The sequence below is a fragment of the Streptomyces sp. NPDC043726 genome (assembly GCF_056436565.1).
In genome coordinates this window covers 154,344-175,819 of the sequence record NZ_JBWKCI010000005.1, presented here as the reverse complement: position 1 = coordinate 175,819, position 21,476 = coordinate 154,344, and the positions used below count along the sequence as shown (strand labels likewise).

18 protein-coding genes, 3 tRNA genes and 1 pseudogene are annotated in these 21,476 nt (G+C 72.6%); 8 read left to right on the top strand and 14 right to left on the bottom strand.

Annotation, left to right across the window (positions count from 1 at the left end; genetic code table 11):
• Positions 1-16 precede the first annotated feature (16 nt).
• From AC068Z_RS16375 to AC068Z_RS16360, 4 genes are all read right to left on the bottom strand, one after another.
• The gene (locus AC068Z_RS16375; RefSeq protein WP_478555659.1) at positions 17-1,231 is read right to left on the bottom strand and encodes an acetyl-CoA C-acetyltransferase; all 1,215 of its coding nucleotides are present in this window, start codon (positions 1,229-1,231) and stop codon (positions 17-19) included.
• A 59-nt stretch (positions 1,232-1,290) separates the two neighbouring features.
• Complete coding sequence (locus AC068Z_RS16370) at positions 1,291-2,433, bottom strand: acyl-CoA dehydrogenase family protein (protein ID WP_478555657.1); 1,143 nt, start codon at positions 2,431-2,433, stop codon at positions 1,291-1,293.
• Entirely contained in the window at positions 2,430-3,560 is a 1,131-nt protein-coding gene (locus tag AC068Z_RS16365) for a CaiB/BaiF CoA transferase family protein (protein ID WP_478555655.1), read from the bottom strand. Before AC068Z_RS16365 ends, AC068Z_RS16370 begins: the two co-directional genes overlap by 4 nt.
• Positions 3,561-3,740: 180 nt before the next feature.
• Positions 3,741-4,121 (bottom strand): MmcQ/YjbR family DNA-binding protein, encoded by a 381-nt coding sequence (locus AC068Z_RS16360; protein WP_478555653.1) that lies wholly within the window; start codon positions 4,119-4,121, stop codon positions 3,741-3,743.
• A gap of 92 nt (positions 4,122-4,213) precedes the next feature.
• On the opposite strand from AC068Z_RS16360, the gene AC068Z_RS16355 reads away from it, so the two are divergent.
• Positions 4,214-5,392: a saccharopine dehydrogenase family protein gene (locus AC068Z_RS16355; RefSeq protein ID WP_478555651.1), complete on the top strand. Its 1,179-nt coding sequence runs from the start codon at positions 4,214-4,216 to the stop codon at positions 5,390-5,392.
• A gap of 311 nt (positions 5,393-5,703) precedes the next feature.
• On the opposite strand, the gene mmpA is transcribed toward AC068Z_RS16355, so the two are convergent.
• From mmpA to AC068Z_RS16335, 4 genes and pseudogenes are all read right to left on the bottom strand, one after another.
• Entirely contained in the window at positions 5,704-5,850 is a 147-nt protein-coding gene (gene mmpA / locus AC068Z_RS16350; RefSeq protein WP_478555649.1) for a morphogenic membrane protein MmpA, read from the bottom strand.
• 504 nt (positions 5,851-6,354) lie between these two features.
• Positions 6,355-7,035 (bottom strand): annotated as a pseudogene (locus AC068Z_RS16345) (endonuclease V); the annotation flags it as partial.
• 28 nt (positions 7,036-7,063) lie between these two features.
• Positions 7,064-7,393, bottom strand: a complete 330-nt coding sequence (locus AC068Z_RS16340; RefSeq protein WP_478555647.1) for a plasmid stabilization protein — start codon at positions 7,391-7,393, stop codon at positions 7,064-7,066.
• Positions 7,394-7,458: 65 nt separating this feature from the next.
• Positions 7,459-8,574, bottom strand: a complete 1,116-nt coding sequence (locus AC068Z_RS16335; protein WP_478555645.1) for a WD40/YVTN/BNR-like repeat-containing protein — start codon at positions 8,572-8,574, stop codon at positions 7,459-7,461.
• Between the two features lie 215 nt (positions 8,575-8,789).
• Between AC068Z_RS16335 and ssgD the strand changes: the two genes are divergently transcribed.
• On the top strand, positions 8,790-9,206 hold the full coding sequence (gene ssgD / locus AC068Z_RS16330; RefSeq protein WP_478555643.1) for a spore wall synthesis regulator SsgD: 417 nt from the start codon (positions 8,790-8,792) through the stop codon (positions 9,204-9,206).
• 13 nt (positions 9,207-9,219) lie between these two features.
• On the opposite strand, the gene AC068Z_RS16325 is transcribed toward ssgD, so the two are convergent.
• Positions 9,220-10,050, bottom strand: coding sequence for an isocitrate lyase/PEP mutase family protein (locus AC068Z_RS16325; protein ID WP_478555641.1), 831 nt, complete (start codon positions 10,048-10,050; stop codon positions 9,220-9,222).
• 337 nt (positions 10,051-10,387) lie between these two features.
• Between AC068Z_RS16325 and AC068Z_RS16320 the strand changes: the two genes are divergently transcribed.
• The 4 genes from AC068Z_RS16320 (at position 10,388) to AC068Z_RS16305 (ending at position 15,089) form a co-directional block, all read left to right on the top strand.
• Positions 10,388-12,013: an ABC-F family ATP-binding cassette domain-containing protein gene (locus AC068Z_RS16320; RefSeq protein ID WP_478555639.1), complete on the top strand. Its 1,626-nt coding sequence runs from the start codon at positions 10,388-10,390 to the stop codon at positions 12,011-12,013.
• 174 nt (positions 12,014-12,187) lie between these two features.
• Positions 12,188-12,964 carry a dimethylargininase gene (gene ddaH / locus AC068Z_RS16315; protein ID WP_478555637.1) on the top strand — a complete coding sequence of 259 codons (777 nt, stop codon included), beginning with the start codon at positions 12,188-12,190 and terminating at the stop codon, positions 12,962-12,964.
• Positions 12,965-13,181: 217 nt separating this feature from the next.
• Entirely contained in the window at positions 13,182-14,159 is a 978-nt protein-coding gene (locus AC068Z_RS16310; RefSeq protein WP_478555635.1) for an acyl-ACP desaturase, read from the top strand.
• A 90-nt stretch (positions 14,160-14,249) separates the two neighbouring features.
• Positions 14,250-15,089 carry a hypothetical protein gene (locus AC068Z_RS16305; RefSeq protein WP_478555633.1) on the top strand — a complete coding sequence of 280 codons (840 nt, stop codon included), beginning with the start codon at positions 14,250-14,252 and terminating at the stop codon, positions 15,087-15,089.
• Positions 15,090-15,164: 75 nt separating this feature from the next.
• Here the strand turns inward: AC068Z_RS16305 and AC068Z_RS16300 are convergent.
• Positions 15,165-15,240, bottom strand: a tRNA-Trp gene (locus AC068Z_RS16300).
• 90 nt (positions 15,241-15,330) lie between these two features.
• On the opposite strand from AC068Z_RS16300, the gene AC068Z_RS16295 reads away from it, so the two are divergent.
• Positions 15,331-16,734, top strand: coding sequence for a DUF2201 family putative metallopeptidase (locus tag AC068Z_RS16295; protein ID WP_478555631.1), 1,404 nt, complete (start codon positions 15,331-15,333; stop codon positions 16,732-16,734).
• Positions 16,735-18,528, top strand: a complete 1,794-nt coding sequence (locus AC068Z_RS16290) for an ATP-binding protein (RefSeq protein ID WP_478555629.1) — start codon at positions 16,735-16,737, stop codon at positions 18,526-18,528.
• Between the two features lie 26 nt (positions 18,529-18,554).
• On the opposite strand, the gene AC068Z_RS16285 is transcribed toward AC068Z_RS16290, so the two are convergent.
• From AC068Z_RS16285 to AC068Z_RS16270, 4 genes are all read right to left on the bottom strand, one after another.
• A complete protein-coding gene (locus tag AC068Z_RS16285; protein WP_478555627.1) occupies positions 18,555-19,730 on the bottom strand; it encodes a leucine-rich repeat domain-containing protein in 1,176 nt (391 codons plus the stop codon).
• Positions 19,727-21,055: an SDR family oxidoreductase gene (locus AC068Z_RS16280; protein ID WP_478555625.1), complete on the bottom strand. Its 1,329-nt coding sequence runs from the start codon at positions 21,053-21,055 to the stop codon at positions 19,727-19,729. Before AC068Z_RS16280 ends, AC068Z_RS16285 begins: the two co-directional genes overlap by 4 nt.
• Positions 21,056-21,086: 31 nt before the next feature.
• Positions 21,087-21,161 (bottom strand) — tRNA-Glu (locus AC068Z_RS16275).
• A 10-nt stretch (positions 21,162-21,171) separates the two neighbouring features.
• A tRNA-Gly gene (locus AC068Z_RS16270) sits at positions 21,172-21,247 on the bottom strand.
• Positions 21,248-21,476 lie beyond the last annotated feature (229 nt).

Sequence of the window (21,476 nt, the reverse complement as noted above, 5' to 3'; positions counted from 1 at the left end):
GTGGCCGCTGGGGTGGTCAGACGCGCTCGACGACGGTGGCGATGCCCATGCCGCCGCCCACGCACAGTGTGGCGAGGCCGTAGCGCTTGTCCTGGCGCTCCAGTTCGTCGACGAGCGAGCCGAGGATCATCGCGCCGGTGGCACCGAGCGGGTGGCCGAGGGCGATGGCGCCGCCGTTGACGTTGACCTTGTCCAGCGACAGGCCCATGTCCTTCACGAAGCGCAGGACGACCGCGGCGAAGGCCTCGTTGATCTCGACGAGGTCGATGTCGTCGATGGTCAGACCGGCCTTGGCGAGGGCCTTGCGGGTGGCCGGGGCCGGACCGGTGAGCATGATGGTGGGCTCGGAGCCGGAGACGGCGGCGGAGACGATCCGCGCGCGCGGGGTGAGGCCGTAGCGCTCGCCGACCTCCTTGGAGCCGATGGCGACCAGCGCGGCGCCGTCCACGATGCCGGAGGAGTTGCCCGCGTGGTGGACGTGGTCGATCTTCTCCACCCAGTGGTACTTCTGCAGCGCCACGGCGTCGAAGCCGCCCAGGTCGCCGATGTCCGCGAAGGACGGCTTCAGCTTGGCGAGGGAGTCGGCGGTGGTGCCGGGGCGCATGTGCTCGTCGTGGTCGAGGACGGTCAGGCCGCTGCGGTCGCGCACGGGGACGACCGACTTCTCGAACCGGCCCTCCTTCCAGGCGGCGGCCGCCCGCTCCTGCGACAGCGCCGCGTACTCGTCGACGTCGCGCCGGGAGAATCCCTCGATCGTGGCGATCAGGTCGGCGCCGATGCCCTGGGGCACGAAGTTGACGGAGAGGTTGGTCATCGGGTCGTTGAACCAGGCGCCTCCGTCGGAGGCCATCGGCACCCGGGACATGGACTCCACACCGCCCGCGAGGACCAGGTCCTCCCAGCCGGAACGGACCTTGGCGGCGGCCATGTTGACGGCCTCGAGACCGGACGCGCAGAAGCGGTTCTCCTGTACGCCGGCCACGGTGTCCGGAAGTCCGGCGGCGACCGCGGCGATCCGGGCGATGTCGGAGCCCTGGTCGCCGACCGGGCCGACGACGCCCAGCACGATGTCGTCGACGGCGGCCGGGTCGAGGCCGGGGAAGCGGGCGCGGATCTCGTGGATGAGTCCGACGACCAGGTCGATGGGCTTGGTGCCGTGCAGGGCGCCGTTCGCCTTGCCGCGGCCGCGCGGGGTGCGGATCGCGTCGTACACGTACGCTTCGGTGCTCACAGGGAAGCCTTTCGGTGAGGGTCGGCCCGGCAGGAGGCTTCGGCCGAGCGGGAGGGCTGTCAGCCGAGCAGGGAACGGCCGATGATCTCCTTCATGATCTCGGTCGTACCGCCGTAGATGGTCTGGATGCGTCCGTCCGTGAACGCCCGGGCGACGGGATACTCGCTCATGTAGCCGTAGCCGCCGTGCAGTTGCAGACAGCGGTCGGCGACCCGCTTCTGCAGCTCGGTCGCCCACCACTTGGCCATGGAGGCGTGGACGGCGTCGAGCCCCCCGGCCGAGTGCTCCTCGACGCACCGGTCGAGGAACGTGCGGGTGACCGCGCACTCCGTGGCCATCTCGGCTATCTCGAACCGGATGTGCTGCTTGGTCGCGAGCGGCCGGCCGAAGGCCTCGCGCTCCTTGACGTACCGCGTGGTGATCTCCAGCAGGTGCTCCGCGCCCGCGATGGCGGCGATCGCGATGCTGAGCCGCTCCTGGGCGAGGTTCGTCATCAGGTGGACGAAGGCGCCGTTCAGCTCACCCAGGAGGTTCTCCTTGGGCACCCGGACGTCCTGGAAGAACAACTCGGCCGTGTCCTGCGCCTTCTGGCCGATCTTGTCGAGGTTCCGGCCGCGCTGAAAGCCCTCCGTGCCTCGCTCGACCACGAGCAGGGACAGGCCGTGCGCGCCGCCCTCCGGGGTCGTCTTCGCCACCACGATCACCAGGTCGGCGAGGATGCCGTTGGAGATGAACGTCTTGGAGCCGTTCAGCAGCCAGTGGTCGCCCCGGTCCTCGGCGCGCGTCGTGATGCCCTGGAGGTCGGAGCCCGCGCCCGGCTCGGTCATGGCGATGGCCGTGATCAGCGAGCCGTCGCAGAAGCCGGGCAGCCAGCGGCGCTTCTGCTCCTCGGTGGCGAGAGAGGTCAGATAAGGCCCGATGATGTCGTTGTGCAGTCCGAGGGCGAGCCCCGGCGTCCCCGCACGGGTGAACTCCTCGGCCATGACGGCGCTGTAGCGGAAGTCCGCGGTGCCGCCGCCCCCGTACTCCTCGGGCACGGCGAGCCCGAGCAGGCCCTGCTTCCCGGCCGCGCGCCAGGCGTCGCGGGAGACGACGCCGTCCTTCTCCCACTGCTCGTAGTGCGGCAGCACCTCCCTGGCGAGGAAGCCGCGCACGGTCTCACGGAACGCTTCGTGCTCGTCGGAGTAGATCCGCCGCTTCATTCGGGGCCCTTCATCAGATCGGGTACGTCCCAGTCGCGCGCCACGTCCTCGGTGTCGGCGCCGGGCCGCGCGGGCCCGGAGCGGACGGCGGTGGGGGTCGCGGAGAAGCGGGGCGCCGGGGCGGGCTGGGTGATGCCGCCGTGGTCGGTGAAGGTGCCACGGGCGGCCAGGTGCGGGTGGTGCGGGGCCTCGCGGAGCGTGAGGACGGGGGCGACGCAGGCGTCGGAGCCCTCGAACACCGCCGTCCACTCGTCTCTCGTACGGGACTTGAAGCGTGCGGTGACGGCCTCGCGCAGCTCGCCCCAGCGGGCCCAGTCCTTGCGGGCGTCCGCGTGGCCCTCGACGCCGAGCAGGTCCAGGAACCGGTCGTAGAACTGCGGTTCCAGCGCGCCGACCGCCATGTACTTGCCGTCCGCGGTCTCGTAGGTGCCGTAGTACGGGCAGCCGCCGTCGAGGAGGTTGGCGCCGCGGCGGTCCTGCCAGCCGCCGGCGGCGACCATGCCGTGGATCATCGCGGAGAGGTGGGAGGCGCCGTCGACGATGGCGGCGTCCACGACCTGGCCGGTGCCGGTCGCGCGCGCGTGATGCAGGGCGGCGAGCAGGCCGACGACGAGGTAGAGGGAGCCGCCCGCGTAGTCGCCGAGCAGGTTGGCCGGGGCGGGCGGGGGCGTGCCGGGGACGCCGATCATGCCGAGGGTGCCGGTGAGCGCGATGTACGCGATGTCGTGGCCCGCGCGCGGGGCGAGCGGGCCGTCCTGGCCCCAGCCGGTCATCCGGCCGTAGACGAGCCGGGGGTTGCGCGCCCGGCAGTCCTCCGGGCCGACGCCGAGACGCTCGGCCACTCCGGGGCGGTAGCCCTCGATCAGGAGGTCCGCGCGGGCGGCGAGATCGAGCACGCGCGCGGGTCCGTCGGGTGCCTTCAGGTCGACGATCACCGAGCGCTTGTTGCGGTTGGTCACGTCGTACGCGGGATCGATCGCGAGGCCGGGGCCGCCGGGCCGGTCCACGCGGACCACGTCGGCGCCGAGGTCGGCGAGGAGCATCGCGGCGAACGGGCCGGGCCCGATTCCGGCCAGCTCCACCACGCGTACGCCGGTGAGCGGGCCGTGTCCTGGCGTCTTTGCCATCCGGTCCCCAGGGTAGGTGTGACACTACTGCTGTAACACCAGTGATGTTAGGAATTTGTCCGACCGAGCACAAGAGCAGAGCGAGCGCTTAGTCAATTACACCGCGCTTCACTCCGTGTCGAGTACCGCGCTTCACTCCGTGTCGAGTTCCGCGCTTCACTCCGTGTCGAGTTCCGCGCTTCACTCGGTGTCGAGTTCCGCGACGAGCCGCTTCGGCGCGATCGTGCGGTAGCTCTCCTCCACCCAGTCGCACAGCAGCTCCGCCGCCGGGGCGCCCTTGTGCTCCAGCGGGACGCTGACCCAGCCCGCCTTGCCCAGGCCGTATCCGGCGGGCTCGGCGCCGGGGCAGGTCAGCGCGTGGGCGTGGGCGGCCTCGTCCTTGAGCTTCACGGTGACGCCCAGCGGATAGCTGCCGTCGTCGACGCCGAGGAAGACGAACACCTTCTTGTTGACCTTGGCGACGGTCTCACCCCACGGGAACTCTTCGGTCGCGCCGGGCATGCCCAGGGCGAACTGGCGTACTTTCTCCCACTTCTTCAGGGCGTTCCGGTCCACGGCCATGCGCTGCCTCCCGGGCTCGTCGTCGGGCTCCGCATCCCTCACGCTAGCCTCGGCCACCGACAACGGCGCGAGGTACGGGACCGAGAGGTGTCATGAGCAGGCTGAACAGGACGGACCGTCCGTACGACATCGTGCTCTTCGGGGCGACCGGCTTCGCCGGGGCGCTCACGGCGGAGTACCTGGCGGCCAACGCGCCGGAGGGGCTGCGCTGGGCGATCGCGGGCCGCGACGAGGCGAAACTGAGGCGGCTGCGCGAGTCACTGCCGGGCGGCGAGGGCGTCGGGGTGCTGCGCGCGGACGTGGCGGACCCCGACTCCGTGCGTGAACTCGCCCGGCACGCGCGCGTGGTGGCCACGACGGTGGGGCCCTATGTGCGGTACGGCGAGGATCTGGTCGCGGCCTGCGCGGACAACGGGACGGACTATCTCGACCTCAGCGGCGAGCCTGAGTTCGTGGACCTGATGTACGTGCGTCATGACGCCCGCGCGCGGGAGACCGGCGCCCGGCTCGTGCACGCGGCCGGGTTCGACTCCGTCCCGCACGACCTGGGCGCGTACTTCACGGTCCGGCAGCTGCCCGAGGGCGTGCCGCTGACGGTCGACGGCTTCGTGACGGCCGGTGCCATGTTCTCCGGCGGGACCTTCGCCTCGGCGCTGGGCCAGATGGCACGCGGACGCCAGATGCTGGCCGCCGCGCGGGAACGCCACCGGCACGAGCCGCGGCTGGTGGGACGCCGGGCCCTGGCCCCGACGGGCGCGCCCCGGTTCGCCGGGGAGGTGGGCGCGTGGGCGGTGCCGCTGCCGACCATCGACCCGCAGATCGTGCGCCGCTCCGCGAAGGCCCTGGACCGCTACGGCCCGGACTTCCGCTACCGGCACTACGCGGCGGTACGGCATCTGCCCGTCGCCGTGGCCGGCCTGGTCGGCGTGGGCGGTCTCGCCGCCGCCGCCCAACTGCCGCCCGCCCGCCGCTGGCTGTCGGACCGGCTCAAGCCGGGCGAGGGACCCAGCCCGGAGAAGCGCGCGCGGAGCTGGTTCTCGGTCCGCTTCGTCGGCCAGGGCGGCGGCCGCCGGGTCTTCACCGAGGTCTCGGGCGGTGACCCCGGCTACGACGAGACGGCGAAGATGCTCGCCGAGTCGGCCCTCTGCCTGGCGTTCGACGATCTCCCGCCGACGTCCGGCCAGGTCACCACGGCGGTGGCGATGGGCGACGCGCTGATCGAACGCCTGCGGCGGGCGGGAATCGTGTTCCGGGTGGCGGCGAGCCGCTAGAGGGCTCCCAGCACGGCCGCTGCACGCCTGCGGCGGCCACTGGGTAGCACGGCCGCTGTGCGACTGCAGCAGCCCTGGGCAGCACGGCCGCTGTGCGACTGCAGCAGCCCTGGGCAGCACGGCCGCTGTGCGACTGCAGCAGCCCTGGGCAGCACGGCCGCTGTACGACTGCAGCAGCCCTGGGCAGCACGGCCGCTGTACGACTGCAGCAGCCCTGGGCAGCACGGCCGCCGCATGCCTACAGCGGCCCCCTGGGCACCACGGCCGCTATACGCCCACAACGGCCACAGGGCAGCACGGCCGCCGTACGCCTAAAACGGCCACTGAGCGACCGTGTAGATCATCCCTCCGATCCAGGCGAGCCCCGCGAGCAGGGCGAGCACGAGCGCCGCCGTCACGGCACGCTCGACGGGACGGTTCGGGTCGGCGAGGGGCTTCGGGGACCGGTGGGACGTCATGCGCCCGAGCCTGCCGGGCGGGCCGGGCGCGGACATCCGTACGGGTACTCAGTCGACGTACTCAGACGGGGCCCAGCCCCCGAGCGCGGCTTCGAGGTGGTCCCGGAGCGCCGGCTCCTCGGCCGCGATGCGGCACGCGAGGGGGCCGATCTCCCAGCCCGCGTGATGGTCGAAGAAGGGCGGCGGGCCCGCCGCGTTGTGGGCGAGCTTGCCGACCAGCTCCCCGAGCCTGAGCACCAGGTGCTCCTGCGCCGCGAGCCCCTCGGCCGCACCGGCGCCCCGCAGCAGCTCGAACACCTCACGGCCCCGGTGCCACTGGTCCGGGTCGCCCGCGAGGTCCAGCGCCACGACGATCTCCGGCGCCCGCCGCCCGTCCGCGACGGCGGCTTCGAGCACGCGGCCCGCCCAGGCGACCGGGTCGCGCTGCCGCTCGAACAGGGCGCGGCCCCAGGACTGATGACGGTCCGCACGCGCGCGTGCCGCGAGTTCCTCGTTCGGCGCGACAGCGGCCCGCAGGGCGTGGCGGCACAGGGCGTCCGCCCTGCGGGTCGTCTCCGGGAGGCGGTAGGCCGGGGTGAGGGTCAGGGTGTGGGCGCAGGCGTTGTCGAGGCTCACCCGGTGGCCGACGGAGACGAAGACCGGTTTGACGGCCTCCCGGGTGCGCAGGGCCCGGCCGACCTCCTCGGTGCCGGAGAGCAGCGGGGACGAGGATCCTCTGGCCGCGCCGGGGTCGTCGTAGGCGAAGGTGAAGGGGTTCTTGGCCACGCCGATGGTCGCAAGGCCCGTGAGGACGCCCAGGTGGCTGGCCAGGCCGAAGCGGCGGGGGTGGGCGAGGCCGTAGCCGTCGCAGACCACCAGGCCCGGTTCGCACGGGAGCGCTTCGAGGGCGGCCAGGACCGTGGGGATCTCACGGAAGGCGAGCAGGCCGGGGACATACGGGAAGGAGATGCGGCCGACGGCCGTCGCCTCCGCGACGACGTCGAGGGTGGACGCGTCCAGGACGACGGCCGCCGCGGCGACGACGTCCAGCTCGTCGTCGTATGCCACGTCGACCCCGGTCACCCGCCCGGTCCCGGGCGGTGGCCCCGGCTCGTCGAGCACCACGCGGGTGCGCAGGTCGTCCTGGACGGCGCGGGCGTCTTCCTCGGTCGCGGGCCAGCCCGCGGGGATGCGTACGGTCGTCATGATGCGGACGAGCGTACGGGTCCAGGGGTCAGCCCTTGTCCCCCAGGGCGCGCTTGAGCTGGCTCTTGTTCATGTCCGAACGGCCCTGGATGTTGCGGCGCTTGGCCTCCTCGTAGAGCTGGTCGTAGGTCGGACCCTGGGAGCCCTTCCCGGACCGCTGTCCGCCCCGCTTGCCGGACGACATGTCCTGTGTCGAGGTGCGGCTGGCGGTCTTGGACTCGCCGGAGCGGGCGCGCTCCTTGTTCACGGTGCGGGCCGCGATCTCCTCGGCCCGCCCGGTGCTCTCGCCCCGCTCCTGCGCGCTCTTCTTGATGTGCTCGTACTGCCGTTCCCGCTTGGGACTCGAACCGGCCGGCATGGGAACCCACTCCTTCCGCTGTCAGCGTCGTCGCACGGTCAGCGGCCGAGTACCCACATTCCGGATCAGCGCTCCAGGCGGGCCACGCGTCCCTTCTCGCCCGCCGCCCAGCAGCCCCGGTCGGGCGTGCAGTCGACGGTGTCGTACGAACCGGTGTCGACGGTCCGCCAGGTGCGGCCGCCGTCGGTGGTCAGGTCGGTTCCGGTGGGGCCGACCGCGAGGGCGGCGGTGCGGCTGTGCGGGAGCCAGGTCACGCCGGAGCGGTAGGCGCTCACGGGTGTCGTGGCGGGCTGCCAGCCGGCGCCGCCGTCGGTGGTGCGGGCCGCCGCGCGCGGGGAGGTCTGGTCGGGGCGGTAGTCGCCGCCTACGGCGAGTCCGTGGACGCGGTCGCGGAAGGCGAGGGCGAAGACGCCCCGCGCGGGGTCGCCGGCCGGGATCGGGGTGTCGGCGGCCGTCCAGGTGCGCCCGCGGTCGGCGGAGTGCAGGACACGCGCGCGTGCCGCCCCGCCGGTGGCCAGCCAGACGTCCTTCGGCCCGGCCGTCACCAGGCACTGCCCACTGGCCGCGAACCCGGCCTCGCCGTCCTGCGCCGCGGGCATCCCGGCGTCGGGCAGGACCGTCCAGGAACGGCCGCCGTCGGCCGTGGACAGGATCCGGAACCTCCCGTCCACCGGGTCGCTCATCGCGAGCCCGTGCCGGCGGTCGAAGAACGCCATGCAGTCGTAGAAGGCGCGCGGGTCGGTGTTGCGGAAGGCCTCGGTCCAGGTCGCGCCGCCGTCCTCGGTGCGGTACACCCGCGACGCCTCCCCCTCGCCGATGGCGAGCACCACGGCCCGGCGCGCGTCGAACGCCTCGACGTCCCGGAACTGCAACTCCCCGGCCCCCGGCGGCGAGACGTTGCGCCAGCTCGCCCCGCCGTCCGTCGTGCGCAGGACCGTCCCCGCGCTGCCGGCCACCCAGGCGGTGTCCCGGCTGACGGCGGCGAGACCGCGGTAGCGGACCGTCGGGGTGCCCGTGTCCTTCAGCTCCCAGTGCGCGCGGTCGGACACCTCGGGCCGCCCGGCCTCGTGCGCCCCGGCCGGTACGGCCGTCCCCGCGGCCAGCGCCGCCGCGCACACCACCCCCGCGGCCGTCGTGCGAACCGTGCGTCCCCAGCGTCGCGTGTTCCCCAAGGCCCTCATGGCGGGCGAAGCTAGCCCACACGTCCCACGTCGTCCAGACCGCCTCATATGGCGTGCGGGGTACCGGGAGGCGAACCGCGTCACTCCTGTGCATGAAACGCGGTGACCGAGGTCACTCGCCTCCGGTGTGCACGCATCGGCGGATTCCGTCGTCTCTTACAGTGCCCGGCCGCCTCAGCCCGGGGCCCGTCCAGCCGTCGCAAGGGAGCAAGGCGTTGTCCTACGTCATCGAGCAGCCCGTAGAGGCCCGTCTCGTCGCCGCCGCGCCGCGGATGCAGAGCATTCCCGCCACGCTGCACTACGACCGGCGCGACCCGTTCGCCGTCCGCATGACCTTCCCGGCCCCGGCCACCCTGGAGGGGGTGGAGGTCTGCTGGACCTTCAGCCGTGAACTGCTCACGGACGGTCTGCGGGAGAACGTGGGCCAGGGCGACGTACGCGTCCGGCCCTACGGCTACGACCGCACCGTCGTGGAGTTCCACGCCCCCGAGGGCACCGCCGTCGTGCACGTCCGCACGGGCGAGGTCCGCCGCTTCCTGGCGGCCACGAGCGAGCTGGTGCCGGTCGGTCTCGAGCACCTCCAGCTCGACCTGGACCACGACCTCGCGGAACTGATGCGGGACGCCTGCTGACGGACGGTGCCGGTCAGCGGCCGCCCGACCCGAGCAGCGCGTTGAGCTCGCCGTAGTCGAGCCCGTCCGCCAGTGACTCATACGTCCCGGCCCCGAGCAGCTCCCGCGCGGCGCGCCGGACGAGAGCGTGGGCGGCCTGGGCGATGCCCGAGCCGACGCTGACGCGTGCCACGCCGAGCGCGGCCAGCTCGGCCACCGTCGGAGCGCCGGGACCCGCCATGACGTTCAGCGGCGCGTCGATCGCATCGACGAGCGGCTTCACCGTCCCCGGTTCGACGGCCCCGGGGACGAAGATCCCGTCGGCGCCCGCGGCGAGGTAGGCGGCGGCCCGCTCCACCGTCTCCTCCACTCCCCCGGCGCCCCGCAGGAACGTGTCGATCCGGGCGTTCACGAACAGCGGCACCCCCTCGGCGTCCGCGGCCCTACGGGCGGCGGCGATCCTGTCTGCCTGCTCGGAGACCGCCCGCAGCACCCCGCCCTCGTGCAGGGCGTCCTCGATGTTCACCCCCACCGCGCCGGCCGCGAGCACCGCCCGGACCGTCTCGCCGACGCCCGCGGGGTCCTCGGCGTAGCCGCTCTCGATGTCCGCGGTCACCGGCAGGTCCACGGCCGCCGCGATGCCCGCGACCGCCTCCAGCGCGCGGTCCCGGTCCAGCCGGTCGCCGTCCGCGGCGCCGAGGTCCCAGGCGAGCCCCGCGCTGGTGGTGGCCACGGCGGCGGCACCGGCGTCCGCGACGATCCGGGCGCTGGAGGCGTCCCAGACGTTCGGCAGCACGAGCGGGGTGCCCGGCACGTGCAGGGAGCGGAAGGCGAGAGCGCGGGCGCGGAGGGTGTCCTTCGTCATGCCGTCAACTCAACCAGCCTGGCCGGGGCGGGCGCTGGCAGGAATCCGACAGCACCGTGCGGCCGTTCCGCATCAATTCCGTTGACACCCTCCCGGCCCCCTCGTACGGTGTAAAGCGTCCCTGTTGCCGCCGATTGGAGAAGGACGTTGCTCGTCTGAGGTCCTGAGACACCGCGTCATCACGCCCCAGAGGTGTGTGCGCAGCGTGCGACCTCGGCGTTCGAGCCGTCCTCCGGTGCAGGGCTTTTCTCATGCCCCCGTGAGGCCTCCCCCGTGGGTCGCCGGTGTCTCGATACGCGTTTGCCCTTGATCGCTTCGAGCAACCGCGGAGGCCCGCATGTCCAGTTCCATCACCCTCACGTCCCTCGCCTGCACCTGGCCCGACGGCACCCCCGTCTTCGAGGGGCTCGACACCGCCTTCGGCCCCGGCCGCACCGGGCTCGTCGGGGTCAACGGGTCGGGAAAGTCGACCCTGTTGAAGCTCGTCGCCGGGGAGCTGCGCCCGGCCGACGGCACCGTCCGGGTGGCCGGCGAGGTCGGTTACCTCCCGCAGAACGTCACGCTCGACACCCGGTTGCGCGTCGACGAGGCGCTCGGCATCGCCGCTCAGCGGGCCGCGCTGCACGCCATCGAGGCGGGTGACGTGGCCGAGGAGCACTTCGAGACGGTCGGCGACGACTGGGACGTGGAGGAGCGGGCGCTCGCCACCCTCGGCGAACTCGGCCTCGGACACATCCAGTTGGACCGCACGGTCGGCGAGGTGTCGGGCGGCGAGTCGGTGCTGCTGCGGCTGGCCGCGCTGCTGCTGCGCCGGCCCGACGTGCTGCTGCTGGACGAGCCCACCAACAACCTCGACCTGTACGCGCGCCGACGGCTGTACGCGGCCGTGTCTTCCTGGCCGGGGGTCCTGGTCGTGGTCAGCCACGACCGTGAACTCCTCGACCTCGTCGACCAGATCGCGGATCTGCGCTCCGGGGAGATCACCTTCTACGGCGGCAACTTCTCGGCGTACGAGAAGGCGCTCGCCGTCGAGCAGGAGGCGGCCGAGCGCATGGTGCGGGTCGCCGAGGCCGACCTGAAGAAGCAGAAGCGCGAACTGACCGACGCCCAGGTCAAGTTGGCCCGCCGCAAGCGGTACGGCCAGAAGATGTGGGATCAGAAGCGCGAGCCCAAGATCGTCATGGGGGCACGCAAGCGGGCGGCGCAGGAGTCCGCGGGCAAGCACCGGATCATGCACGAGGAGAAGCTCGCCGAGGCCAAGGAGCGGCTCGACGAGGCGGTGGAGGCGGTACGGGACGACGACCTGATCCGCGTCGACCTGCCCCACACGGCCGTACCGCCGGGCCGTGAGGTCCTCACCCTCATGGATCTGGAGCTGGCGTACGGCGCGCGGGTGGGTGGTCTCGATCTGCGCGGGCCGGAGCGGATCGCGCTGATCGGGCGCAACGGCTCGGGCAAGACCACGCTGCTGCGCACGATCGCCGGGGAGCTTTCGCCGGTGTCGGGCGAGGCGCGGACACAGGTGCCGATGCGGTTCCTGCCGCAGCGGCTCGATGTGCTCGACGACGAGCTGACCGTCGCCGAGAACGTGGCCCGGTTCGCGCCCGGCGCCACCAACAACCGGGTCCGGGCGCGGCTCGCGCGCTTCCTGTTCCGGGGCGCCCGTGCCGACCAGAAGGCGGCGACGCTCTCCGGCGGCGAGCGCTTCCGGGCGGCGCTGGCGGCGCTGATGCTGGCCGAGCCCGCACCGCAGCTGCTGATGCTGGACGAGCCGACGAACAACCTGGACATGGCGAGCGTACGACAGCTCACCACGGCCCTGGAGTCGTACGAGGGGGCGCTGATCGTGGCCAGCCACGACCTGCCGTTCCTGGAGTCGATCGGCATCACCCGGTGGCTGCTGCTGGACGGCGAGCTGACGGAGACCACGCCCGAGGCTCTCGGGTCGGTGGTGGGGAGGTGATCTTCACCGGGACGTCGCGGGGTCTCCGCGACGTCCCGGGAACCTCCACCGCGGACCGTCTCAGGAGGGCCACAGCCTGGTGACGAGGGTTTTGTCCCGGCCGACCCGGCCTGCATGATGTCCAGTCGGTGCCGGACGACGGCGCCGGAACCTGCCGCCGATTCGGAGAACCCCGTGCCCAGCAAGAAGGCCCTCGTCCGCCGCCCCAGCCCGCGCCTCGCCGAGGGTCTGGTGACCCACATCGAGCGGGAGAAGGTCGACGTCGACCTCGCGAAGGAGCAGTGGGAGGCCTACGTCGAGGCCCTGCGCACGCACGGCTGGGAGACCGTCGAGGTGGAGCCGGCGGACGACTGCCCCGACTCGGTGTTCGTCGAGGACACCGTCGTCATGTACAAGAACGTCGCGCTGATCACCCGCCCCGGCGCCGAGGCCCGCCGCGCCGAGACCATCGGCGTCGAGGAGGCCGTCGCCTCGCTCGGCTGCTCGGTCAACTGGATCTGGGAGCCGGGCACCCTCGACGGCGGCGACGTGCTGAAGGTCGGTGACACGATCTACGTCGGCCGCGGCGGGCGCACCAACGCGGCCGGGGTCCAGCAGGTGCGGGCCGCCTTCGAACCGCTCGGGGCGCGGGTCGTCGCCGTACCGGTGAGCAAGGTGCTGCACCTGAAGTCCGCGGTCACCGCGCTGCCCGACGGCACGGTGATCGGACACATCCCGAAGGTCGACCGGCCGGCGCTGTTCCCGCGCTTCCTGTCGGTGCCCGAGGAGGCCGGCGGCCATGTCGTCCTGCTCGGCGGCCACAAGCTGCTGATCTCCGCGAGCGCGCCGAAGACGGCGGAACTCCTCGCCGACCTCGGCCATGATCCGGTCGTGGTCGACATCAGCGAGTTCGAGAAGCTCGAAGGATGTGTGACATGTCTCTCGGTGCGCGTGCGGGAGCTGTACGCCTGACCGGGTGACACCCTCACCCTCCCAGCCCCGGGACCTGCGCTTCCCGGGGCCCTTCGGCATGCCCTCGACGTCCTTGGGAACCCGGCCTGAGCAGCGATCTTTACAGCACTCTTAACCTACGGCTTCGTAACCTACGGATTCGTAGCCTACGATCCCGTAGGTTCCACCGACCGCCCGGCGGTCCGCTCCCGCTCGTGTTACGTCCCCTGGAGTTCCCGTGACGATCACTTCCCCGCACCTCGGCAGCCCCTCCTCGGCCTGGACCGACGCCCGGCTGCTCTACGCGCTCGAGGAAGTGGTCGAGAAGGAACTGAACCGCCACATGAAGGTGGCCAAGGACTGGATGCCGCACGAGTACGTGCCCTGGGCCGACGGCCGTAACTTCCCCGGCTTCTTCGAGGACGGCGAGGCCTGGGACAAGGAGCAGTCCAAGGTCACCGAGATCGGCCGGATCGCGCTGGTGGTGAACCTGCTGACCGAGGACAACCTCCCCAGCTACCACCACGAGATCGCCAGCCTGTTCGGCCGGGACGGCGCCTGGGGCACCTGGGTGCACCGCTGGACCGCCGAGGAGGGCCGGCACGGCATCGTGATGCGCGACTACCTGTTGACCTCGCGCGCGGTGGACCCGGACAAGCTGGAGCAGTTCCGCATGGCCCACATGAGCGAGGGCTTCGAGTCGGACAACCGGCACTCGATGCTCCACTCGGTGGCCTACGTCGCCTTCCAGGAGCTCGCCACCCGCATCTCGCACCGCAACACCGGCCACCAGTCCGGCGACCCGGTCTGCGACCGCATGCTGGCCCGGATCGCGGCCGACGAGAACCTGCACATGATCTTCTACCGGAACCTGCTGAAGGCCGCGTTCGAGCTCGCCCCCGACCTGACCATGCAGGCCGTGCGGGACGTCGTCGTGAACTTCCGGATGCCCGGCCACGGCATGCCCGGCTTCGAGCGGTTCGCCGCGCAGATGGCCATCGGCGAGGTCTACAACATGCGCATCCACCACGACGACGTGCTCCAGCCGGTGCTGCGCTTCCTGAAGATCATGGAGATCGACGGCCTCGGCCCCGAGGGTCAGCAGGCGCAGGACGAACTCGGTCTGTTCATGGGCGGCCTGGACGCCGAGGCCGCGAAGTTCGACGAGAAGCTCGCCGCGCGCAAGGCGCGGATGGCGGCGCGCGCGGCCGGCTGACGCGCATCTCTTCGGCGGGCCCGCTCCGGTGGAGCGGGCCCGCCGTATTTTCCTTGGGCGAGATCGCGGGCCTGCGGCATCATGCAGCCCATGCGTGAGAACACCAGGTCGGAACAGGCGGTCGGATTTCTGCTCGGCCTGGTCGACGAGGAGACCGCGGCCCGGGTCCGGGTCCGCACCGGCCTGCCCGAGCCCGAGGCCCCCGAGGCGTCCGTACGACGGCTGCATCGCGCCTGGAACTGGGGCAACCGCCTGCCCGTCTCGGTCGCCCTGTGGATCCTCGAGAACGACGACCCGACGCTCAACGCCGTGGTGTGGCGGTACCTGGAGACGGACGCGGGCCTGCGCCGGGCCGTCGTCCGCGGGGTGCCGTTCGGCCCCGGCCGCACCGACCCGGTCCGGGTGGACGCGCTGCTGCGGGACCAGGAGCCGGAGGTACCGCAGAGTTACGTCCGCCAAGGCCTCGTCGGCTGCCTGCGCGCGGTCACCGCGATGAACGAGGGCCGCGCGGCCGCGTCGATGGTCCTCACCCGCGAGGACTGGGAGACGGTCGGCGCTGCGGACCGCGAGCGCCCCCTGCCCGGCTACGCCCGCTGGGCGCTGTCCGTCCGCCCCGACTGCCCGCCCGCCGTACGCGCCGGCTTCGGCTCGCACGCCAAGTTCACCCACCGGCTGCGGCAGGCGGGCGTCCTGGAGGGACCGGCCGACTTCGCGCTAACCCACGACCCCGCCGTCACCGTGCTGGAGGTGCTGGGGATGGGCCACGCGCTCTTTCCCCGGCGCCTGTCCGAGGCGCGGGACGCCCTGCGACCGCTCGTCCGGGAGCACTTGGGCGACCGGGAGGAGGCGTGGGCGGTGTTGGCGCAGCTGATGGAGACGTTCCACGGGACCGCGCCCGAACTGATCGTCACCGCGGGCGCCATCGCCTGAGCCGGGCGCTCGCCCGACCGGCGACCAGGGGGCGGGGCGGCCGGGAACAGGGGGGCGGGGCGGCCGGGAAAAGGGGGCGGGGCGGCCGGATTCGAACCGGCGTGTTCTGGTTTTGGAGACCGGTGCGCCTGCCTCTGCGCTACGACCCCGCCCTTGGGGCCAGATCGTAATGCCTTGGCCCGTTGTCAGTGGGGCCTGGTACCAATGATCCCAGGGGGAAGTCCAGCACGGGGGGCCGCACATGGCGTACGGAGAGCGGGGTCGGCATGTCCCCGTGGTCGAGCTGACCGACCGCAGGGCGCTGGAGCGGTACCGCCCGGCGGACGCCGGGGTGATCGAGGAGGCGCGGCGGCTGAAGGAGGCCGCGCTGCTGGACTTCGGGCTGACGGAATCGGCCGTGGCGTCCTGGCTGTACGCGAAATGCCGGCACCAGATCCCGACGACGGCCGTGGACACGGCGGCCGTGGTCGCGTCCGGCGACGGCTCGTGCCTGCTGCTGTACAACCCGGACTTCTTCGTCGGACTCGGCCTGCCCGGCGTGAAGTTCGTGCTCTTCCACGAGGCCCGGCATCTGGTGCACCGGCACCTGTTCGCCGATCCCGAGCTGCGTGCCGACCCGGTCTTCGAGCTGGCCTGCGAGGTGTCCATCAACCATGTCGCCCTGGCCCGGCTCGACCGGCGGGAACTGCCCCTGCTGGACGGCCGGCCTACGGGAGTCGACCCGCGCGAGGTGTACGAGCGGTACCGCGCGGACCTGACGGCCCACGACCTGGAGCCGCTGGAGTACGACCGGTTCGTGGAGACCGACATGCGCGTCTACGGCGAACTCAAGCGCATGCACCGCCCACCCGTGCCCGAACGGCGCCTGTGTCTGCACCTGGTGGACGGCGCGGTCCCCGCCGACCAGGAGACCGTCGACCTGGTCGCCGGCTCCGCGCTGCTCAACTCCCTGCTGGCGGCCCGGCGCGGACACGCGGGCGCCGAGGCCGAACTGCTGGACCTCATGGGCCGCACCGAGGACGGCAACAGCCGCGCGGCCAAGCTCTGGGGCAACCTGGGCGCGGGCGCCCTGCGCGGCGAGACCACCCGCACCCGGACCGTCGACTGGTGGCAGCGCTGGCTGGTCGACGTGCTCGCGTCCCGGCTGCGCGAGGGCGAGCGGCTGCTGTACCCGAAGAAGCGCGGCGCCCTGCTCGCCGCGCTCGGCCAGGACCCGATGCTGTCGCGCCGCGGCCCGGTCCGGGACAAGGTGCTGGTCATCGCCTACGACACCTCGGGCTCGATGCCCCAGCGCGTGATCACCTGGCTCACCGAACTCGTCGGCCGCATCGACGGCGTGCACGCCCACTGGCTGTCCTTCGACGCCGTGGTGATGCCCTTCGTACCGGGCGAGCGCGTCTACGGCGGAGGCGGCACCAGCTTCCAGGTGGTCGCCGACTACGTGGAGGGCCGTACGGAGATACACGGCCGCCGCTTCGAGGAGACCCCGGACGCGGTGGTCGTCCTCACCGACGGATACGCGCCGACGATCACGCCCGCCGAGCCGGAGAAATGGATCTGGCTGATCACTGAGGGCGGCGACGAGTGGCCCGAGCGGCACACCCCTGCGATGGACTGCCATCGCGTGACCACAGGATCACGGTAGATGACCACGGAAGTGAAGCGGCAGACGCTCTCCCGCCTGGAGTCCTTCGTCGACGCGATGATCGACATGGGCCAGACGGGACAGATCTTCGGCGAGCACGGCATCGGCAAGACGTCGACGTTCTTCTCGCACATCGCTCGCGCGCACCCGGACACGGCGCTGGTCTACGTCCCCGCGGCGAACCTGACGCCGGACGACCTGCTCGTCAACGCGCCGGTGCGCGATCCGCACACCGGTGAACTGGTGCTGCGCCAGCTGGTGATGAGCCAGCTGAAGCCGGGCAGGCCGTTCGTGCTGCTCATCGACGACTCGCTGCAGGCCGGCGAGACGATCCAGTCGCAGCTGATGCAGGTCGCCTGCGACTGGACGCTGGGCGAGCACGATCTGCGGGCGCTGGGCTGTGTCGGTGTCTTCCTCACCGACAACGAGTCGCTGGCGGAGACCTCGGCGCGGCGCGGCGACCTGGCGCTGCTGGACCGCATGGTGACGATGCGGATCACCGCGAACGACACGTCCTGGCGGCGCCATCTGGCGGCCAAGTACCGCCCGTGGGACCTGCGTCCGGTGTTCTCCTTCTGGGCGTCGCTGTCCCCGGCCCTGCGGGAGCTGCTGTCCCCGCGCACGCTCGACCATGTGCTGGCCAACGCGCGGGAGGGTTTCCCGCTGCGCTGGGGTCTGCCGCTGGTCGACGGCGAGCGGCTGCGGCTCGCGGAGCCCGGCCCGGACGGCAGGCCGGGGCAGAACCGCACGGCCGAGATCCTGGACCGGATCGCCACGGCGCTGGGCGTGCCCAATCCGTCGACGATCCCGGACCCGGTACGGCAGGTGGTGCGGGCCGCGCTGCGCAACCGCTGGACCGTGCTGCTGCAGGGTCCGCCGGGGTGCGGCAAGACGGAGCTGGTGCGGCAGACCCTGCGCGAGGGGCTCGGCCGGGACGCGCTGTACTTCTCGCTGCCCGTGACCAACGTCGAGGACCTGTGCGCGCCGATCCCCTCGGCCGACGGCACCCTGGACAACCTGCTGGCCGCGAAGTTCACCGGGCCCGAGCCCAAGGCGATCGTCTGGGACGAGTACAACCGGCCCAAGGACAAGGCCGCGTTCGCCAAGCTGATGGAGCTCACCCAGGAGTGGTCGCTGGCGGGACGGCCGATCGAGAACCTGCGCGCGCAGATAGCGGTCCAGAACCCGCCGTACCACCTGGGCCGCAAGCTGCTGGTAGCGCGGAACAACATCGCGCAGGCGACGCGGTTCACGGCCTCGCTCCAGGTGGAGCCCGAGGACATCCCGGCCAACGAGTGGCTGCTCGCGCGGTACGGCGCGGACGCCGAGACGGTGCTGGAGTGGTGGAAGCACGACATCGACGACGAGGGCCGGGCCTGGATCACCAAGCGCACGCTGGAGCGGCTGATCAAGCTGCACCGGCGGGGGCTGCCGCTGGAGATGGCGACGGTCTACCTCGGTGACGGCGAGTACGCGCCGGTGCCGCTCACCGCCCTGATCGACCGTCTCAAGGGCCGCCCGGTCACGGGCCTCGCCGAACTCGCCCGGGACGCCCAGGCGTGGGAGGCGCGGCTGCGGCGGGCGGCGGAGGCGAGCGACGAGGGCGCCGACGACAGCGACGTCGTCCACCAGATCCTCGCCAACGCCGAGCTGTCCCAGCTGAAGAAGCACCGGGCGGTGGTGACCCGCCTGGTCGCCCTGCTTCCGGCGAAGCTGCGGGCGACCTATCTGGTGGGCGCCTCGCGGCAGCAACAGCGTTTCTGGACGGAGGTGTTCATGGGGATGCGACGCTGAGCTGCGGCGGGGAAGGGCTCCTGAGGTCAGGGCGGGACGGGTGGCGCGGTGCGGTGGACACTGCGTACCGCCGCCACGTCGGCCGGGACCGTCGGGGGCGGCACATGGGCGCTCAGGGCGTCCAGGCGCCTTTTGACGCTGGCGGCGATGCCCTGGCCGAGGACGAACCGGGTGGCCGTCGTGGCGCGCGGGGCGGCGTCCAGGAGGCGATGGGCCTCGCGGCTGCGCATGCCGGTGTGGGTCAGGACGAGGTGGGTCAGCCGGTGTTCGGCGGCCGCGAGGGCGTCGGCGACGGTCTCGGCGGCCGTCAGGTCGAGGTGGTTGTCGGCCGCGCCGAGCACGGCGGCCGCCCGGACCCGGCCGAGGTCCAGCAGGGTCACCCCGGCCGCCGTGGCCGCCGTCACCAGCCGCGCCGCGGCCCGCGGGCCGATGCCGTTGCTGGCCACGGAGAGCCGCGCGAGCCGTCCGTACGGGGCCCCCTCCAGCGCGTCCGCCAGCCGCTCGGCACCCTCGTCGCCCAACCGGGCGGCGGAGACGTAGAGTTCGCCGATCGCGCCCGCGGCGATCACCGCGCCCAGCGGCTCGGCACCGGCCGCTCCGAGGGGGTTGCCGCCGACGAAGAGCCGTTCGATGCGGCGCCCGTTCGCGGCGGCGGTGAGCAGGGCTTCGGCGAGCACGGCGGCGCCCGGGGCGTCGAGTCCCGTCTGGACCAGGTCGAGGGTGCGCAGGGAGCGGGCGGCGTCGACGATGTCGGCCGCCGCATGCCCTCCCCCGCCGCCCAGGGGGTTCCGCTTCAGCCACACTCCGGTGACGACCTGCGGGGAGGCGCGCAGTTGGTCGGCGATGCGGCAGGCGCCGCCGGAGGTGATGCCGTTGCAGCCGAGGTAGAGCGTCTCGACCTCGGCGCCGGTCCCGGCCACCACGGCGGCGCCCTCGTCCCCGAGCCCGTCCGTGCCGAGGAGCAGATGCCGTACCGGAGCGGGCCCCTCGGACAGCGCCTCGGCGACCAAAGCGGCCCCCTCCGCGCCGAGCCCCTGCTTGCACAGATCGAGCCGCCCGTCGGGCAGCGCCGTACCGGCCGTGAAGTCGACCCGTTCGCCGACCGCCTGTCCGGACCGCAGCCACGTCAGCAGGGGCCCGAGATCGACGACGGGCCGCGGCACGACCCGTGGCACTCCGGCGAACCCCGGTTCCTCGCTCACCACTCCGCCTCCCGGTAGTCCTTCAGGAACACCCCGGACACCGGATCGCCCGCCTCGCCGCGCACGATCGGGTCGTACACCCGGGCCGCGCCGTCCACGATGTCCAGCGGGGTGCGGAAACCCGCCCCGGCCATGCGCGCCTTCTTCGGGGCCGGGTTCTCGTCGGTGATCCAGCCGGTGTCGACGGCGCACATGTGGACGCCCTGGGCGGCGAGTTCGGCCGCGCTGGTGCGGGTGAGCATGTTGAGGGCGGCCTTGGCCATGTTGGTGTGCGGGTGGCCCGGCATCTTGTTGCGGACCGCGAAACGGCCCTCCACCGCCGTCACGTTCACGACGTACCGGCGCGGACGCGGGGACGCGAGCAGCAGCGGCAGCAGCCGGTCGCAGAGGAGCGCCGGGGCGAGGGCGTTGACCAGCTGTGTCTCCAGCACCTCGGCCGGGTCGAGCGCGCCGAGTCTCGCGGACCAGGAGTTCTCCGGGGCGGGGTCGGGCAGCAGCCCGGCCTCGTCGGCCTCGCGCAGCGCGGCGGGCAGGGCGGCGGCCCCGCTCCCCAGCATCCGCATCGGCGTGAAGCCGGGGGCCTGCCGGGCGCCTTCGGGCAGCGCGTCGTACTCCCCGCCGGCGAGCAGGGCGTAGGACTCGGGTGGGCGCCGTACCGTCTGCGCGGCGTTGTTGACGAGGATGTCCAGCGGCTCGCCCTCGGCCCGCAGCTCCTCGCACAGGCCGAGCACCTGGCGCGGATCGCGCAGGTCCACGGCGAGGACGGTGAGCCGGTCGAGCCACTTCTCGCTGCCCGGGACGGCCCGGAAGCGACGCACGGTGTCGTGCGGGAACCGGCTGGTCACCAGCAGTTCCGCGCCGTCCCGCAGCATCATCAGCGCGAGCTGGAAACCGATCTTCACCCGGCCGCCGGTGAGCAGGGCCCGGCGCCCGCTCAGATCGGTGCTCAGCAGGCGGCGGGCCGTGTTGTCGGCGGCGCACTCCGGGCACAGCCGGTGGTAGAAGGCGTCGACCTGTCGATAGGGGGACTTGCAGACATAGCAGGTGCGCGGCTTGTGGAAGACGCCGGACGCCCCGGGGTCGGTCAGCGGGGCGTCCTCGCGCCGGTCCAGTGCCCCGGTCGCGGTCGCCGCCATGGCCGCCGCGTCGGCCGCGGAGGACTCCGCGCCGCGGGCCTTGCGCCGCCGCAGCCGTCCGTCCCGGGCGAAGGAGGCGGCGACCTGTTCGGCCCGCAGCCGCACCGGGTCGTCGACGGGCAGCGCCCGCAGCTTGCCGACCGTACGGTGGAAGGCGGCCAGTTCCTCCGCGTCGATGCCGTCGCCCATCCGTCCCCGCCCCGTGCGTACCGTGTGACTGTGGTGGCCCCGGCCGGATTCGAACCGGCGTATCCGCCCTGAGAAGGCGGCGAGTCTGCCTCTGCTCTACAGGGCCCCCGAAGCGGACCCGGGGATCGGATTCGAACCGATGTGGTTCCGCCTGGGCAAGGCGGGTGCGCCTGCCTCTGCGCTACGCCCGGGTGCGCCCCCGGATCCTAACCCCACTCCGGACGGCCGGTAGCACGCATTTACGGACCGCCCCGACGTCAAGGAGGCGCCCTCGCCTCCAACGCCCTGTACGGCTACTGGCGCGTGGTCGGGGTGAAGGACCACCGTCAGGACCACCGTCAGGAGTCCGGCGCCGCACCGCTCCTCGATCAAGGCGCGTTCGGCGGAGTGCGGTCGGTGTCCGCGGACGGGCGGGAGCTGC

What these genes read in the sequence shown, in the direction of transcription:
- AC068Z_RS16335 (WP_478555645.1), bottom strand. Translation starts at nt 8,574, where the DNA reads ATGAGGGCCTTGGGGAACACGCGACGCTGGGGACGCACGGTTCGCACG.
- mmpA (WP_478555649.1), bottom strand. Translation starts at nt 5,850, where the DNA reads ATGACGTCCCACCGGTCCCCGAAGCCCCTCGCCGACCCGAACCGTCCC.
- AC068Z_RS16295 (WP_478555631.1), top strand. Translation starts at nt 15,331, where the DNA reads ATGGCGTACGGAGAGCGGGGTCGGCATGTCCCCGTGGTCGAGCTGACC.
- AC068Z_RS16305 (WP_478555633.1), top strand. Translation starts at nt 14,250, where the DNA reads ATGCGTGAGAACACCAGGTCGGAACAGGCGGTCGGATTTCTGCTCGGC.
- AC068Z_RS16360 (WP_478555653.1), bottom strand. Translation starts at nt 4,121, where the DNA reads ATGGCCGTGGACCGGAACGCCCTGAAGAAGTGGGAGAAAGTACGCCAG.
- AC068Z_RS16365 (WP_478555655.1), bottom strand. Translation starts at nt 3,560, where the DNA reads ATGGCAAAGACGCCAGGACACGGCCCGCTCACCGGCGTACGCGTGGTG.
- AC068Z_RS16355 (WP_478555651.1), top strand. Translation starts at nt 4,214, where the DNA reads ATGAGCAGGCTGAACAGGACGGACCGTCCGTACGACATCGTGCTCTTC.
- AC068Z_RS16325 (WP_478555641.1), bottom strand. Translation starts at nt 10,050, where the DNA reads ATGACGAAGGACACCCTCCGCGCCCGCGCTCTCGCCTTCCGCTCCCTG.
- AC068Z_RS16370 (WP_478555657.1), bottom strand. Translation starts at nt 2,433, where the DNA reads ATGAAGCGGCGGATCTACTCCGACGAGCACGAAGCGTTCCGTGAGACC.
- AC068Z_RS16280 (WP_478555625.1), bottom strand. Translation starts at nt 21,055, where the DNA reads ATGGGCGACGGCATCGACGCGGAGGAACTGGCCGCCTTCCACCGTACG.
- AC068Z_RS16340 (WP_478555647.1), bottom strand. Translation starts at nt 7,393, where the DNA reads ATGCCGGCCGGTTCGAGTCCCAAGCGGGAACGGCAGTACGAGCACATC.
- AC068Z_RS16320 (WP_478555639.1), top strand. Translation starts at nt 10,388, where the DNA reads ATGTCCAGTTCCATCACCCTCACGTCCCTCGCCTGCACCTGGCCCGAC.
- AC068Z_RS16290 (WP_478555629.1), top strand. Translation starts at nt 16,735, where the DNA reads ATGACCACGGAAGTGAAGCGGCAGACGCTCTCCCGCCTGGAGTCCTTC.